The 13,566-nt window shown below is 67.4% G+C and carries 16 protein-coding genes and 1 tRNA gene; 5 read left to right on the top strand and 12 right to left on the bottom strand.

Features of this window, described 5'->3' with window-relative positions:
• Nucleotides 1-75: 75 nt before the first annotated feature.
• The 3 genes from AM590_RS15390 to glyA all read right to left on the bottom strand — a co-directional run bounded on the left by AM590_RS15390 (nt 76) and on the right by glyA (nt 2,287).
• Entirely contained in the window at nt 76-645 is a 570-nt protein-coding gene (locus AM590_RS15390; protein ID WP_058828250.1) for a VIT1/CCC1 transporter family protein, read from the bottom strand.
• Nucleotides 645-944, bottom strand: coding sequence for a DUF211 domain-containing protein (locus AM590_RS15395; protein ID WP_008094865.1), 300 nt, complete (start codon nt 942-944; stop codon nt 645-647). The genes AM590_RS15390 and AM590_RS15395 overlap by 1 nt, the downstream gene beginning before the upstream one ends.
• Nucleotides 945-1,039: 95 nt before the next feature.
• Nucleotides 1,040-2,287 (bottom strand): serine hydroxymethyltransferase, encoded by a 1,248-nt coding sequence (gene glyA, locus AM590_RS15400; RefSeq protein WP_058568956.1) that lies wholly within the window; start codon nt 2,285-2,287, stop codon nt 1,040-1,042.
• Nucleotides 2,288-2,654: 367 nt separating this feature from the next.
• On the opposite strand from glyA, the gene tbsP reads away from it, so the two are divergent.
• Nucleotides 2,655-3,482 carry a transcriptional regulator TbsP gene (gene tbsP, locus AM590_RS15405; RefSeq protein WP_058828251.1) on the top strand — a complete coding sequence of 276 codons (828 nt, stop codon included), beginning with the start codon at nt 2,655-2,657 and terminating at the stop codon, nt 3,480-3,482.
• A gap of 49 nt (nt 3,483-3,531) precedes the next feature.
• Nucleotides 3,532-5,220 carry a YcaO-like family protein gene (locus tag AM590_RS15410; protein WP_058828252.1) on the top strand — a complete coding sequence of 563 codons (1,689 nt, stop codon included), beginning with the start codon at nt 3,532-3,534 and terminating at the stop codon, nt 5,218-5,220.
• Between the two features lie 228 nt (nt 5,221-5,448).
• Here AM590_RS15410 and AM590_RS15415 read toward each other — a convergent pair whose 3' ends face one another.
• From AM590_RS15415 to AM590_RS15425, 3 genes are all read right to left on the bottom strand, one after another.
• Complete coding sequence (locus AM590_RS15415; protein ID WP_172795824.1) at nt 5,449-6,567, bottom strand: DUF63 family protein; 1,119 nt, start codon at nt 6,565-6,567, stop codon at nt 5,449-5,451.
• A gap of 136 nt (nt 6,568-6,703) precedes the next feature.
• Nucleotides 6,704-7,174, bottom strand: coding sequence for an Lrp/AsnC family transcriptional regulator (locus tag AM590_RS15420; RefSeq protein ID WP_058828254.1), 471 nt, complete (start codon nt 7,172-7,174; stop codon nt 6,704-6,706).
• A 94-nt stretch (nt 7,175-7,268) separates the two neighbouring features.
• Nucleotides 7,269-8,066: an inositol monophosphatase gene (locus tag AM590_RS15425; protein WP_058828255.1), complete on the bottom strand. Its 798-nt coding sequence runs from the start codon at nt 8,064-8,066 to the stop codon at nt 7,269-7,271.
• Between the two features lie 91 nt (nt 8,067-8,157).
• Here AM590_RS15425 and AM590_RS15430 point away from each other — a divergent pair, with 91 nt between their 5' ends.
• Nucleotides 8,158-8,427, top strand: a complete 270-nt coding sequence (locus AM590_RS15430) for a hypothetical protein (protein ID WP_058828256.1) — start codon at nt 8,158-8,160, stop codon at nt 8,425-8,427.
• A 781-nt stretch (nt 8,428-9,208) separates the two neighbouring features.
• Here AM590_RS15430 and AM590_RS15435 read toward each other — a convergent pair.
• From AM590_RS15435 to AM590_RS15445, 3 genes are all read right to left on the bottom strand, one after another.
• A tRNA-Leu gene (locus tag AM590_RS15435) sits at nt 9,209-9,292 on the bottom strand.
• Nucleotides 9,293-9,337: 45 nt separating this feature from the next.
• Nucleotides 9,338-9,997: a high-affinity nickel-transporter protein gene (locus AM590_RS15440; RefSeq protein WP_058828257.1), complete on the bottom strand. Its 660-nt coding sequence runs from the start codon at nt 9,995-9,997 to the stop codon at nt 9,338-9,340.
• Nucleotides 9,998-10,066: 69 nt separating this feature from the next.
• Nucleotides 10,067-10,255, bottom strand: coding sequence for a hypothetical protein (locus AM590_RS15445; protein ID WP_058828258.1), 189 nt, complete (start codon nt 10,253-10,255; stop codon nt 10,067-10,069).
• Between the two features lie 89 nt (nt 10,256-10,344).
• On the opposite strand from AM590_RS15445, the gene AM590_RS15450 reads away from it, so the two are divergent.
• Nucleotides 10,345-10,830, top strand: a complete 486-nt coding sequence (locus AM590_RS15450) for a DUF309 domain-containing protein (RefSeq protein WP_058828259.1) — start codon at nt 10,345-10,347, stop codon at nt 10,828-10,830.
• A 120-nt stretch (nt 10,831-10,950) separates the two neighbouring features.
• Nucleotides 10,951-11,817 carry a succinylglutamate desuccinylase/aspartoacylase family protein gene (locus AM590_RS15455; protein ID WP_058828260.1) on the top strand — a complete coding sequence of 289 codons (867 nt, stop codon included), beginning with the start codon at nt 10,951-10,953 and terminating at the stop codon, nt 11,815-11,817.
• Between the two features lie 27 nt (nt 11,818-11,844).
• Here AM590_RS15455 and AM590_RS15460 read toward each other — a convergent pair whose 3' ends face one another.
• The 3 genes from AM590_RS15460 to AM590_RS15470 are packed head-to-tail and all read right to left on the bottom strand — an operon-like array spanning nt 11,845 to nt 13,404.
• Nucleotides 11,845-12,516 carry an HAD family hydrolase gene (locus AM590_RS15460; protein ID WP_058828261.1) on the bottom strand — a complete coding sequence of 224 codons (672 nt, stop codon included), beginning with the start codon at nt 12,514-12,516 and terminating at the stop codon, nt 11,845-11,847.
• 33 nt (nt 12,517-12,549) lie between these two features.
• On the bottom strand, nt 12,550-12,999 hold the full coding sequence (locus tag AM590_RS15465; protein WP_042661741.1) for a UPF0179 family protein: 450 nt from the start codon (nt 12,997-12,999) through the stop codon (nt 12,550-12,552).
• A 24-nt stretch (nt 13,000-13,023) separates the two neighbouring features.
• Nucleotides 13,024-13,404, bottom strand: a complete 381-nt coding sequence (locus tag AM590_RS15470) for a DUF5820 family protein (protein ID WP_042661742.1) — start codon at nt 13,402-13,404, stop codon at nt 13,024-13,026.
• Nucleotides 13,405-13,566 lie beyond the last annotated feature (162 nt).

Raw genomic sequence — 13,566 nt, forward strand, 5'->3', positions numbered from 1 at the left:
CATTTCAAGGATTCGGATTCGTGCGTATTCTGGGCTTCGAGGAGTCCAAAATATGCACGAAGATGGCTAAAACAGTCACCCGAACAGCAGGTTCACGGCGGCCACCGCGACGCCCGCGAGCGCCATCCGCAGGCCGGCGACGTACCATCGCTGGTCCGATATCGACCCCATGTACGCGCCGAACGAAAAGAGGATACCCGTCCCGAGGCCGACCGAGGCGAGCGTCGCCCACGCCATCGACAGCAGCGTGCCAACCGCGAGAAACGGAAGCAGTGGTACGACGATGCCGACCAACGGGCCGAGTCCGCTGGCGGCCGCGTTGATTCCTCGCGCCGCGACCTTGTCGCGTTCGACCGCGGTCCCGCCGAGGTCGGTTAGCATGGCCTCTTCGATGCGGCCCAACTCGGCTCGCTTCTCGGCGCGCTCTATCTCCCAGACGCTCCAGACGCCGGAGGTGGTCAGGCCCACCGCCGCGCCGACGCCGATTTTCACGACCGTCAGCCCCTCCGTGACGCCGGTGAGGTACGCGCCGATGACGAGACCGATGCAGGTCAGCGCCCCGTCGAAGCCGTTCGAGACGAAGTACCGGCGGGAGATGGCGCGGACGCGGTCGTCGCGCAGGAGCGAAGCGAGACGAGCCGACATCACGACGACGACGGGTCCTGCGGCTGGTCCCGGTACGCAACCAGCGTCTCGCCCGCAACCACTTCGTCGACGGAGTGGACCGTCCCGCCGAGGTCGCGAATCCGTCGTTCCACCTCGTCGTCGTCGACAGCCTCGCCCTCCACGACGAGTCTGAGGTTCTGGACCTCGCGGTCGGTTTCGAGGAGGGTCGCGTTCACGCCGGCCACGCCGGCCGCGTCGGCGACCTCGCGGGCGAACTCAACCGTCGACGGCGAGTGGGGTTTCAACACGTCGAGAACGAGCCGACGAATCGGAGCCATGTCGAGTGGCGATACGGCGGCGCGGCTAATAGTGTTACTTGGGAGAGGGGTTTGAGAACCGGGCGAGCGGGACCGTGATAGCCCCGTCTGGACCCTTACTCGTACAGCGGGTTCGCGTCGCAGAGTTCCTGCACGCGCTCGGAGACTTCCGCGAGCACGTCGTCGTCCTCGGGGGCGTCGACGACCTTCACGATGAGTTCGCCGACTTCGCGAATCTCGTCTTCGCCGAAACCGCGGGTGGTGAGCCCGGGCGTGCCGGCGCGGATACCGCTGGGGTTGAACGCCGAGCGCGTCTCGCCGGGGACGGTGTTCGCGTTCAGCACGATACCCGTCGATTCGAGGGCCTCCTCGGCGGTGCCGCCGGTGAGATCGGGATGCGAGTCGCGGAGGTCAACGAGCACGAGATGCGTGTCGGTGCCGCCGGAGACGACGCTGAGACCGTGGTCCTGGAACGTCTCGGCGAGCACCTTCGCGTTGTCGACGACCTGCTGAGCGTACTCCTCGAACTCGGGCTGGAGCGCTTCCTTGAAGCCGACGGCCTTGCCGGCGATGTTGTGCATGAGGGGACCGCCCTGCGCACCGGGGAACACGGCACTGTCGATGTCGGAGGCGTACTCCTCGTCGCACATGATGATGCCGCCGCGGCCGGCGCGGATGGTCTTGTGGGTCGAGCCGGTGACGAAGTCGGCGACGCCGACCGGCGAGGGGTGGACGCCGGCGGCGACGAGGCCCGTGATGTGGGCGATGTCGGCGAGATGGAGCGCGTCCACGTCGTCGGCGACCTCCTGAATCGTCTCCCACTCGACGGCGCGCGGGTACGCAGAGTAGCCGGAGACGATGATGTCCGGCTCGAACTCCGCGGCCTTCTCCGCGAGCTGGTCGTAGTCGATGTAACCGCTTTCGGCGTCGACTTCGTACTGTTCGACGTCGTAGAGCTTGCCCGTGAAGTTCGCGGGGTGGCCGTGGCTCAAGTGGCCGCCGTGGGTCAGGTCGAGCGAGAGAATCTTGTCGCCGGGTTCGAGCATGGCGAGGTAGACGCCCATGTTGGCCTGCGTGCCGGAGTGGGGCTGGACGTTGACGTGCTCTGCGCCCCAGAGTTCCTTCGCGCGCTCGACGGCGAGGTTCTCCACGTCGTCGGCGTACTCACAGCCAGCGTAGTAGCGCTTGCCGGGATAGCCTTCGGCGTACTTGTTCGTCAGCGCGCTCCCCTGCGCTTCGAGGACCGCTTCGCTGACGTGGTTCTCCGAGGCGATCATCGCGAGCGTGTCGCGCTGGCGTTCGACCTCGCCGTCGAGGGCGTCTGCCACGGCGGGGTCGACGTCGCGGACGTGGCTGTAGTCCATACGTAGTATCGGGTCCAATTACGGCATAAATGTGTCCCATTTGGCTACGCCTGCCGGTGTTGTGTTGCACACCCGTGTATATTCTGTGTTGTGCTATCGTGAACAAGATACACGAACGCGCGATACCGAACGTCTCCGACGTGTCCCCGAGCCGAACTGACTGCCGAGGCCGACCACCGTGGGCGACAACTCCCGGACGGACAGGGCTCCCGGTTCGCCCTCGGTTTTCCCGCTCATCGGTAGGAGTAAAATTTCTGAAACGAAATGCTCAATTCGCGCGATACAGCGTTGGTACAACTCGATTTCGAATACGTTCTGCCGGTCGTCTTGCGTTAATATTAAATATATTACTGGCGATATTCAAGCTATGGCTATTCGTTCTAATCTACTCGCTGAGGGGGTAGGAGACATCATCGAGTCCGTCCTCTCCTCGTCGGAAGACGAGGTGTTGGTCGCGAACCCGACCGCCGAGGTCATCGAGGGACTCGTCGCCGTGGCGACCGACATCGACGGCGACCTGCCGGAAATCCGTCTCGTCGCCGACGAGAGCGTCCTGAAGGACGTGCTCGACGACTTCATCGTCGCCGCGAACGCCGCGAACCTCGTCGCCGACGGCGTGCTCTCGATGCGGACCGCCGACGACGAAGTCGAGAACACGCTGTTCGTTACGCCGAACTCGGTCGTCGCGCTCGTCGCCGCCGGTGACAAGGTCGCCGGCCTCGTCACCGACGACGAGGCGTTCGTCGAGACGGCGTTCGAGGCCCATCAGGCCCACTGGGCGGATGCACCCGAGTTCAAGCTCCGGACCCCGCCGCTCTCGCGCGTCCGCGAAACGCTCGGTGAGGATATCGGCGAAGAGACGCTCGCCGACTTCGACGCCGTGCTCGCTTCGCTGTCGTCGGCTCGCGGCGACGGCGACGGCCTTGACGAGGTGACTATCTCGCTTCTCGTCGCCGCCCGCAACGAGGTTCTCCTCTACGACATCTCGAAGTGGGGCGAAGACGTGGGTATCGCCAGCAAGGCGACCTTCTCCCGGACGAAAACGAAGCTCGAAGAACTCGGCCTCATCGACACCGAGAAAGTACCCATCGACGTCGGTCGCCCGCGGCTCCGCCTGAAGCTCGGCGCGGACGCACTCGTCGCCGCCAGCGCGGACGAACTGGCCGACGAGGCTCAGAAACTGCTCGACGCGTAACCGACCGCGACCCCCTCGCTTTTTCCCGCCGCCGCACCTCGTCGCGCGCATGAACATCGGACTCGTCGGGAGCGGTCCCGCCGCCGAATCGATTCGCGCGGCGTGCGCCGACATCGACGCAACGGTCGCTGAGACGGCCCCCGACTCGCTCGGTTCGTTCGACCTCGGCTTCGTCGTCGCCGCGGCCGGCAGCGACGCCTTCGACGCGGCCGACGACGCCGCTTCGAGATGGCTCGCGGTCGAAGTCGGCGGTATCGGCGGTCACTCCGTGGACGACCTGGACGCGGCCGTGTCGGCGTTCGACCCCGCCAGCGCTGACTTCGCGGACCTCCGGGCGCGCGTCGCGTCCACCACGGAGTCGGAGGGTCGCCCCGGCGGTGACCGCGCGGCCGTCCGACTCGCCGGCGCGGTGGCCGGGCGACGCGGCATCGCGCTCCTCTCGGGCGACGACGTGGCCGGGACCGTCGTCGAAGTCCCGGGCCCCGAGCGATCGTTTCTCCCGACCCCGTCGCCGACGGAACGGGACCGGACCCTCAAGCGCGACTTCCGCGCCGTCGAGTTAGACGACGCGCTCGCGCGGGCCGAGTCGGCCGTGGACGACCGCGTCGGCATCGTCACGCAGGTCGGCGAGCGCGAGTCGTTCCCGCTTCCGTACTACGTCGCGCAGACGGCGGACACCACGGTCTACGCCGACGCTCGGGCGGCCGAACTCGCCGGTGGCGCGGCCGCCGGCTGGGACGAGGCCTACATGAAGGCGCTCGGCGAGGCGCTCGAACGCTACTCGGCGGGCGTCTACCGCTCCAGCGAGTTCGCCGTCGCGCCCGCGGCGTCCCGACCGGCCGCGGTGCCGCCGAGTCGCTTCGTCAGACCCGACTCCGTTCGCGACCCCGACCCCGAGGAGCCGATTCAGTGGGTGGAAGGCGAGAACCTCGCGACCGGGGCAACCGTCTCGCTCCCGGCGGAGTTCGTCCACTACCCGCCGCCGTCGGAGCGACACAAGCCGTCGATTACGACCGGCCTCGGCCTCGGCAACTCCGGGACCGAGGCGATTTTCTCGGGGCTCTACGAGGTCGTCGAGCGCGACGCGACGATGCTCGCGTGGTACTCGACGTTCGACCCGCTCGGACTGGACGTGAGCGACGAGACGTTCGAGACGCTGGCGGCCCGCGCCCGCTCGGAGTCCCTAGAGGTGACTGCGCTCCTCGTGACGCAGGACGTGGACGTGCCGGTCGTGGCGGTGGCCGTCCATCGCGACGGTGAGTGGCCGAAGTTCGCCATGGGATCCGGCGCGGACCTCGACGCGAACCGCGCCGCTCGCTCCGCGCTGGCCGAGGCGCTCCAAAACTGGACCGAACTGCGCGCCATGGGACCGGACCAGGCCGCGACGCAGGGCGGCGCGATTGCGACCTACGCCGACTTCCCGAAGCCCGCACAGACGTTCGTCTCGCCGGACGCGACCATCCCCGCTGACTCGGTCGGCCCCGACGAGGTACCCGAGGGCGCGGCCGAACTCGACGCGGTCGTCTCGGCGGTCGCCGACGCCGGCCTCGACGCGTACGCGGCGCGGACCACCCCGCGCGACGTGGAGCGACTCGGCTTCGAGGCGGTCCGGGTACTCCTCCCGGACGCACAGCCGCTTTTCATCGGCGAGCCGTACTTCGCCGACCGCGCCGAGTCAGTGCCGCGGGACCTCGGCTTCGAACCGCGACTGGACCGGGAGTTCCACCCGTTCCCGTAGCTGGCGGGTCTCGGGATTCGTTGGGTTCGTGGGCGTCGTGGCTGACAGCCGGCACAGGCGGCCGCGTGGCAGGTGGGCCGAATCGAGTCCGCGCGGCGGTGTGCCGGACACCCGCGAGCCGACGCGCGGCGTGAGTCACAGAATAGCGACGTTGGCCGCGGCTCGGTACTTGAAGCTTCGTCGGGAGCGCGGGAACGAGAGGTCGGAAAGCGGGAGACTGCAGGCCGATTAGACGCCGAACGTCGCACGGAGCATGTCGCGGCTCCCCGGCCCGAGACCGACCGCGAGGACGGCGATGAGAAGCAAAATCGCGTAGCGCGGGCTGTCCTCGAATATCTGCTCGTCGAACACCCAGACGACGGCCGTCGCGGCCACGAGTTTGACGAGCAGGAACGGCCACGCGTCGCCCGTGACGGCCAGCACCGACTCGGGGAGCGTGGAGGCGGTGAAGTCGACGACTGCCTGATTCACCGGGTGCTTCGGGACGAGGTTGTTGCCCGCGCCGAGCGCGACCATCCAGTTGAGGCCGATGACGTTCGCCACGCCGTCGACGGCGTGGCCCCAGATGACGACGAGACCGATGTAGCCGGTACCCTCGTTGACCTCGGGGGCGAAGCGCTCGACGAGCCACCACGTCGCGGCGGCGGCGAGCGTCGCACCGACGAGGATGACGACGAGCACCTGCGGGTAGAACGTCGCGCCCTGCGCGCCGGTGAGGCCGGCCCACAGGAGGTAACCGATCGCGACTGCGAGCACCGCGAGGCCGGCCCCGAACAGCGGTTTCACGTAGTCGTCGACGAGCCCCCGCCGTTCGGCGAAGACGCTCCCGACGACGGCGACGAGGGTGATTGCGAAGACGGTCACGTAGATAACCGGGCTGATGACGAGCGTGTTCAGCGGATAGCTGATGAGCGCGTCGGCGACGCCGGGCGAGTCGTTAGCGTCCTCGATCACGCGGAACGCGCCGCCGAACAGCATGAACGGGAAGAGCGCGTAGAAGAACCGCGGGCTCTCGCCGATGTCGAGGCGGCGGAGGAGGAACACGACGCCCGAGAGAGCGATGACGAGCGTGACCATGTAGCCGACCTCGGAGACGAGCGTGTAGCCGGGGTACGCGACGGGTTCGGCCGCGGCGGCGCAGGCCGACGCCGTGTCGAGGTACTGCGTGACGCCGTTCGCCCGAACCGCACAGACGGCCGAGTTCGCGTCGGCTTGGACGGGGCCCCAGAAGTAGTGCCAGATGAATCCGTCGTAGACGACGCGAGGGAACGCGAGCGACCCGCCGACGAGGGCGACGAGGATGGCCGCGACGCCGAGCCCCCAGAGGCGCTCGGGGTCGAGACCCATTCGCTCTGCTACCGTTGCCATAGGCGATACCCCGACGGCGGGCCTGTTGAGGGTTCCGGTCTCTCGCATCCTCCCCGCGCGCCTCGGCGCGGCGGGTCGGCGTCGCAACGAGGTGGCGTTCAGCGGCGGGCGTGGCTCAGTCCTCGTCGTCCGGTTCGCGAATCGGCAACACCGGGTCGTCGTACTCAGTCCCGAGGATGACCATCGTCTGAGACCGCGAGAAGCCGTCGAGCTCGGCGATGTGGTCGAACATGAGCTCGCGCAGAGCGTCGGTGTCCTCGGCGTACACCCGGAGCATCACGTCCCACTCGCCGGTGGTGAGGTCGATTTCTTGGACGCCCTCGATGTCTCGAAGCTGTTGGAGCGCCTCCTTTTCGCGGCCCTGTTTGACCCGGAAGCCGACCAGCGCGGAGGTTCCCAGCCCGACCTCCCGCGGGTCGACGTGGGCGTGGTAGCCCTCGATGACGCCGGCGTCTTCCATCCGACCGACCCGGTCGTGAACCGTCGCGCTCGACATGTCGATTCTGCGGGCGATTTCGCTGAACGGGGTCCGCGCGTCTTCCATCAGAATCCGGAGAATCGCCCGGTCCGTCGCGTCGAGGTCCATGCTATCCTTTCTGATGGGGGGTGACTTCGCACTTGCGGATGGGAGGCACGCCCGCGCCCGCGGCGAGCGCCGTCCGGTTCCGGTTTTCGTCCGTCTACCGCTCGTCGATTTCGCGGGCCGCCTCCAGCACGACGTCGTGGACGCGCCCGTTCGAGGCGACGAGGCCCTCCGAATCGTGTCGCCACTCGTTCCCGTCGAGGTCTGTGACCGTCCCCCCGGCCATCCGAATGAGGTGTACGCCGGCGACCGAGTCCCACGGGTTCGCCCGCTTGTTCGTGATGACGCCGTCGAGCGAGCCGTCGGCGACGTACGAGAGCACGACCTGCATGCTCCCGTAGCGCCGCATGTCGCCGAAGCGCGTGACGATGGCCCGGGCCGCGGCGGCGTACTCGTCGCGGGCGTCGTAATCCCACCAGAACGTCGGACAGACCGTACACGTCTCGGGGTCGTCGCGCTGGCTCACCGAAATCTCCTCGCCGTTGCGGTAGGCCGCCTCGTCGTCGGCCGCGTAGCAGTCGTCGAGTGCGGGCAGGTAGTTTGTCGCCGCGACGGGATCGCCGTCGCGGACGGCGGCGACCGCAGTCGCCCAGACCGGCACGTTGCGCACGAAGTTGTTCGTTCCATCGATGGGGTCGACGACCCACGCCGCCCCCGAGTCGGGAACCGACTTGAGTTCGTCGTCCTCCTCGCCGACGATTGGGTCGTCGGGAAACGCCCCGCGGATTCGCTCGACGACGCGGCGCTGGGCGTCCTTGTCGGCCTGCGTGACCACGTCCGTCTTTCCATCTTTCGTCTCGACGGAGATGCCGGTTCTGAAGGCGCGTCGCGCGACTGCGCCGCCGTCGCGGGCCGCGCGCTGTGCCCGGTCCGCCCGGGCGTCGAGTTCGTTCATAGGCGTGACAGGACGGGGACGTGCCTATATCCACCGACCCGACGCCGACGCGGCCCGGTGGCTTATGTCGATGGACAGTTTATCTCGTGGCGTGTCAGACGCTATCGACCTCCCGGTGCGGGTCCGCGAGTCGCTCGCGGCGTCCTTCGACGACGCCAGAGCGGCGGTCAGAGCCGGCGACGCCGAAACCGCGCTGGAACACGTCGAGACGGCGTCCCGCGTGCTCGGCCACAAGGTTCCGCCGAGCCCGCTCAAGGAGAAACTCCGGCACGGCGTGGCAGCCGTCGAGCGGACCGCGGCCGACGAACCGCTCGTCGCGTCGGAATACCTCCGGCTGATGAGTCAGTTGATCCGGCCGTAACCCGGCCGGTACGTCGCACCCACACCGCGAACGCGATGCGTCGTCGTGTCGCGTCGTGAACTGCACCGCACGAGACGGCTCGCCCGCTCGAAGGGCGAATAACAGAAAAGCCAGAATCCGCAATTAGAACCCGGACGGAAGACGTTTTCCGCAGCCCTCACGACCTTTTTCGGCTTGCGCCGACTTCCCGAACTCCGATTCCTCGTGGTCCGGTACTTGGTCTTCCCGCCACTCGCTCGCAGAGCGGTTTACGGGGCTGTTTCGGTTCCTCTTCGGCACTTTGACCTCGTCTTCCTGTTACGAAAGACTCGGTGTTCGTGTCGATTCCATTCCTCCGCGTCTTGCGATGCGTACCGTCGTCGACGCCTTTCACGTCGCCCGACAGATTCGGTTTGGTCATCCGGTGCGTCCTTGCGCTTCCGGCAACACTACAGTAGGCCCGATAACATAATGAACGTTTCTGACAAATTCTGTACTGTCCGGAGAAACTGATAGTCCGGCCGACGGACGGGTTAGTCGCGGTTGTCGCCGAACGTCATCCCCGTTCGGACTATTTCCGGCGGTTTTCATCGGAAACGTGGTCTGTTCATGATGAATTGTTCGGGATACTGGCGGCGGTGCTGTGGTGGCATCGTAACCGGGTGAACAGCGGGGGACAGAAGCGAACGCGTCCGCCATCGAGCGACCTGGTTTATAACAGGGTGGCGGGCCGCTTCGGTGCTCGCTTCTCGCCGCAGGCCGAGCTGCACTTGCCGCTCATCACGTCGTTTCTCGCGATAAGTGCGAGGGGAGGGATTTGAACCCACGGACCCCTACGGGAGCGGATCTTGAGTCCGCCGCTTTTTCCTGACTTAGCTACCCTCGCGCGTACTCAAGTACGACAGGGGGACCGCTAAAACGTTGCGAAACGTCAGACGAGGCCGCCGAACTGCTCGACGACGAGGAGGCCGCCGACGGCGATGCCGACGACACCGGCCGCGGCGCGGAGGACGCGCGTCCCGCCGACCGCCATCGAGCGCCCCCAGAGGAAGGAGACGGTCGCCATCGTGGCGATAGTCAGGAGGCTGAACGCCGCGAGGAACGCGACGGCCTGCCCCATCGCGGGCGCGGTCGAGACCATCGCGATGACGAGCGCGCCACTCCCGGCGAAGCCGTGGAGAACGCCGACGCCGAACGACTCGTCGTGGACGTGCGTGTGTTTCGTTCCGAACGCGACGTTCCCGAGCGAGAGGTGCCGGTGAACGCCGCTGTCGTGGTCGTGGTCCCGGAGCGTCGGCACGGAGACGCCGGCGGCCCGAAGGAGCATCCGCGCCCCGAGGAGGACGAGTATCGCACCGACGACGACTTCGAAGAAGTGCGTCACCGACTCGGGCAGGCGGACGCCGAGCGCGACGAACAGGAGGCCGACGACGGCAATCGGAATCGAGTGCCCGACGCCCCACGAGGCGCCGACGATGCTCGGTCGGTCGTCGTCTTCGACCATCGTCGCGACGGCGGCGAGGTGGTCGGCTTCCAGCGCGTGCCGGATTCCGATAACCCCGCCGGCCACGAGTGCTGATGCGAGTGCCATACGCTCGAAAGGACGAATCGCAGTAAATAGGTCAGGGGTCCGGGCGGGTACTCCGACCACGGTCGGTGCCTACTCCGGCCGCCACTCGCAGGATGCGCCGGTCGTCAGCCCCGCCGCGTCGATGTGCGACGAAAGGCACGCGTAGTTGCAGAACGCGCCCGCCGGCACGCGCTCGCCGGCTTCGAGCTCCTCCACGAAGACGGGGTCGTGACGCCGAACGTCGCTCCCGCAGTAGGTACATTCTATCGTGTCCGTCACATCCGACCATTGTCGCGCTCGCACGAAAAAACTGCGCGGCCAGTGTCGCCACCGATGGAGTTACCGGCCTTCCGGTCGCCCTGACTCACATGGACGAACACACCCGCGACCCGAGCGTCGCCCCGCCGCTCGGCAACCCGACGGGGTGGAACGACGACCTTCGGCTGTGGGAGCACGCGACGCTCCGCCGGGCGGTCGAACACGGCGTCCGCCTGTTCAACGCCGGCGACTTCCACGAGAGCCACGACTGCTTCGAAGACGAGTGGTACAACTACGGTGCAGGGACCGCGGAAAGCGCCTTCCTTCACGGAATGGTGCAGGTCGCCGCCGGCGCGTACAAGCACTTCGACTTTGAGAACGACGCGGGGATGCGGTCGCTGTTCGAGACGGCGCTGGAGTATATCCGTGGCGTTCCGAGCGACTTCTACGGCGTCGACGTGGACGACGTGCGCGAGACCCTCCGGGCGGCGTTGGACGACCCGACGGCGCTTCACGGCTGGCAAATCGAACTCGACGGCCACCGAGCGACCGCCTACCCCGCCGACTACGAGTACGTCGAAGGGCTCGACCACTAATCGCGTCTGACCCGCGGTTTCCCGCCCGCCGAATCAGTAGTTCCTGCTGACACGTCAGCGAAAGCGGCGTGAACCGGGAGAATCTAAAAGTCCTTTAGCGTCCAGTTCTAGGAATCGGCAATGCGAATCTACGAACTCGGTGACGGCACGCCCGAAGTGTCGGTCGTCGGGTCGATCCACGGCGACGAACCGTGCGGCGCTCGCGCCATCGAGCGGTTCGTCGCGGAGGACCCCGACGTCGAGCGCCCGGTGAAGCTCATCGTCGCCAACGAGGAGGCGCTGGCGGCGGACGAGCGCTACCTCGACGAGGACCTCAACCGGGCGTTTCCGGGCGATCCCAACGCCGAGAGCCACGAGCGACGCCTCGCTCACGACCTCGGCCGCGAGGTCCGCGGCACCACCGCCTTCTCGCTTCACTCCACCCAGTCGTACGCCGAACCGTTCGCCATCGTGGACACGGTCGACGCCATCTCCCGGTCGATTCTCCCCCGGCTCCCGGTCGACGTGGCCGTCGAGACGAATCACTTCGCGGAGGGCCGGCTCATCGAGCACGCCCACACCATCGAGGTCGAAGCCGGCCTCCAGAAGTCCGACGAGGCGGCCGACAACGCCTACTGGCTCATCCGGGCGTTCCTCACCGCAACCAACGTTCTCCCCGCCCCCGCCGTCGCGAGCGATGGAGGAAGCGAGGGCGCCGACCCCGACGAAGCCGACTCGCAGACCGAAGATGACCGCCTGAAACTCGCGATTCCCGAGGAGAACAGCATCGACGTGTTCCGCCTGCTGGAACGGCTTCCCAAGCCGACGGCGGACCAATACGAGGTCCACGCGACCAACTTCGAACCCGTCGCCGCCGGCGAGACGTTCGCCCGCGCCGACGCCGAGCAGTTCGTCGCCGACCGCGACTTCTACCCCATTCTCCTCTCCGCGTACGGCTACGCGGACATCTTCGGCTACGCCGGCGAGAAGGTCGGCACGCTCCCGTAGTCGGCAGACTGTCTCGTCTCTCTCGCGCTACTCGCCGTCCTCGCCGAGGATTCGAGCTACCGCGTCGGCGACCGATTCGACCGCCGCCGGGTCGTCGGGGGCGTCATCGGTTGGGTCGCCGCTGGACCCCTCGTCACCGACGTGATACGCCTCCCACCCGGCGTTTCTCGCTCCGACCACGTCCTCGTCGTAGGTGTCGCCGACGTAGACGTAGTCGTCCGCCGGGAGCGCGGTCTCCGCGGCCTCGAAGATGCCCGCGTCGGGCTTCCGCGAGGCGACGGTGGGGTCGTTCGAGACGACGACGGCGTCGACGAGGTCCACGAGGTCGTGGCGTTCGAGCTTCGCCCGCTGGACCGCCGGCGCGCCGTTCGTGAGAATCCCCGTCGGTCGTCGGTCGGCGACGCGGACGAGCGCCTCGCGGGCCGACGCGGGAACCGTCGTGGCGGCGAGTTCGGCCTCCGCGTAGCGCGCCACGATCGCCTCCGGGTCGTCGTCGATGTCGAACTCGTCGGTGATTACCTCGAAGCCGACCGCGTAGGGGTCCACGGCGAGGTCCTCGAACGCGTCGAAGAAGACGGAGAGATACCGGTCGTAGGCACCTTCGGGTGCGTCCGGGACCGCGCGGTCGAAGATAGTCTCGAAGTCGGCGGTGTAGCGGAGGAGCGTCAGGTCGAGGTCGAAGAAGACGGCGGTCGTCATATCAGGGCCAGCGGCCGGGAACCACAAAAATCCCTACTCGTCGGCGGGTTCGAACTCGACGAGCGTCAGGTTCCGGTCGAGGTGGCAGTGGTCGTGCGGCGGGTTGCCGAGCACGTCGCTGATGCGGTACTCCTGGTCGAACTCGGCACCCTCGGGGACACAGTACTCGTGGCTGGGGCACTCGGTGTGCGGACACGGGCCCTGCAGGCTGGCTTTGCTTCCGGCGTACGCGCCCTTCGAGGGGACGTTCGCCGTGACCGGGGCCGGTTCGACCTCGACGGCGCGGACGCCCTCGTCGTGGACTGCGCAGTCGAGGACCTGCGTGTTCTCGCGCACGCCGAGGACCCGGTAACGGACGCCTTCGGTGAGGTTGAGACACTGCCGGCGGTACGGACAGCCCTCGCAGGCGCTCGATTCACCGTGGTAGACGAACTCGGTGCCGGGGTCGGTCAGGCGGGCACCGACAAGCGTAACGGAGGTCATAGCGGTGGTTCTCCTGCGAGGTGGTTAAGGCTCCCGCCCGGTCAGTTCGTCGAGCTTCTCGAAGTACTCCTCGCGGGGGACTTGGTAGGCGCTCCGGTAGTCTATCTCGCCGTCGGAAAAGCGTCCGGCGATGTCGGTCGCGCCCTCGACGGCCGCTTCGCGGGAGTCGAACTCCTCGACGACGACTTCGATTTCGGGTTCGAGATAGAGCACGGCGTGCCATGTCTCGGTTCGAATCTGCGTCGCGCCCGGACGGTTCGCCCGCGACCCGTTCCACACGAAGACGGTCGGCATGCACTCGGCGGGAAAGGCGCTCTCGTTGAACACGTCGGGCCGAAACGCGAGGATGCGCCGGCCCTCGTGCTCGTCGTTCCAGAGGGTCCACCCGTCGGGCAGGTCGGTCATGGGCGTGCTAGTCCGCCGCGCGTCCTAAGCCTTCCCGCTTCCGCCGCCACCGCCGGTCGCCGTGACGCCGGCTCGGAGGCCGTGGTTCGCCCCTCGAAACTGACCGGTCGGGGACGACATGAATCTCATCCGACCCGATTAACGGGACCACCAACTGACTGA

The sequence above is a fragment of the Haloferax sp. Q22 genome, from assembly GCF_001482285.1.
Lineage (GTDB): Archaea > Halobacteriota > Halobacteria > Halobacteriales > Haloferacaceae > Haloferax.

Excerpts from the sequence above, each read along its gene's own strand:
- AM590_RS15390 (WP_058828250.1), bottom strand. The coding sequence starts at position 645 with ATGTCGGCTCGTCTCGCTTCGCTCCTGCGCGACGACCGCGTCCGCGCC.
- AM590_RS15395 (WP_008094865.1), bottom strand. The coding sequence starts at position 944 with ATGGCTCCGATTCGTCGGCTCGTTCTCGACGTGTTGAAACCCCACTCG.
- glyA (WP_058568956.1), bottom strand. The coding sequence starts at position 2,287 with ATGGACTACAGCCACGTCCGCGACGTCGACCCCGCCGTGGCAGACGCC.
- tbsP (WP_058828251.1), top strand. The coding sequence starts at position 2,655 with ATGGCTATTCGTTCTAATCTACTCGCTGAGGGGGTAGGAGACATCATC.
- AM590_RS15410 (WP_058828252.1), top strand. The coding sequence starts at position 3,532 with ATGAACATCGGACTCGTCGGGAGCGGTCCCGCCGCCGAATCGATTCGC.
- AM590_RS15415 (WP_172795824.1), bottom strand. The coding sequence starts at position 6,567 with ATGGGTCTCGACCCCGAGCGCCTCTGGGGGCTCGGCGTCGCGGCCATC.
- AM590_RS15420 (WP_058828254.1), bottom strand. The coding sequence starts at position 7,174 with ATGGACCTCGACGCGACGGACCGGGCGATTCTCCGGATTCTGATGGAA.
- AM590_RS15425 (WP_058828255.1), bottom strand. The coding sequence starts at position 8,066 with ATGAACGAACTCGACGCCCGGGCGGACCGGGCACAGCGCGCGGCCCGC.
- AM590_RS15440 (WP_058828257.1), bottom strand. The coding sequence starts at position 9,997 with ATGGCACTCGCATCAGCACTCGTGGCCGGCGGGGTTATCGGAATCCGG.
- AM590_RS15450 (WP_058828259.1), top strand. The coding sequence starts at position 10,345 with ATGGACGAACACACCCGCGACCCGAGCGTCGCCCCGCCGCTCGGCAAC.
- AM590_RS15455 (WP_058828260.1), top strand. The coding sequence starts at position 10,951 with ATGCGAATCTACGAACTCGGTGACGGCACGCCCGAAGTGTCGGTCGTC.
- AM590_RS15460 (WP_058828261.1), bottom strand. The coding sequence starts at position 12,516 with ATGACGACCGCCGTCTTCTTCGACCTCGACCTGACGCTCCTCCGCTAC.
- AM590_RS15465 (WP_042661741.1), bottom strand. The coding sequence starts at position 12,999 with ATGACCTCCGTTACGCTTGTCGGTGCCCGCCTGACCGACCCCGGCACC.
- AM590_RS15470 (WP_042661742.1), bottom strand. The coding sequence starts at position 13,404 with ATGACCGACCTGCCCGACGGGTGGACCCTCTGGAACGACGAGCACGAG.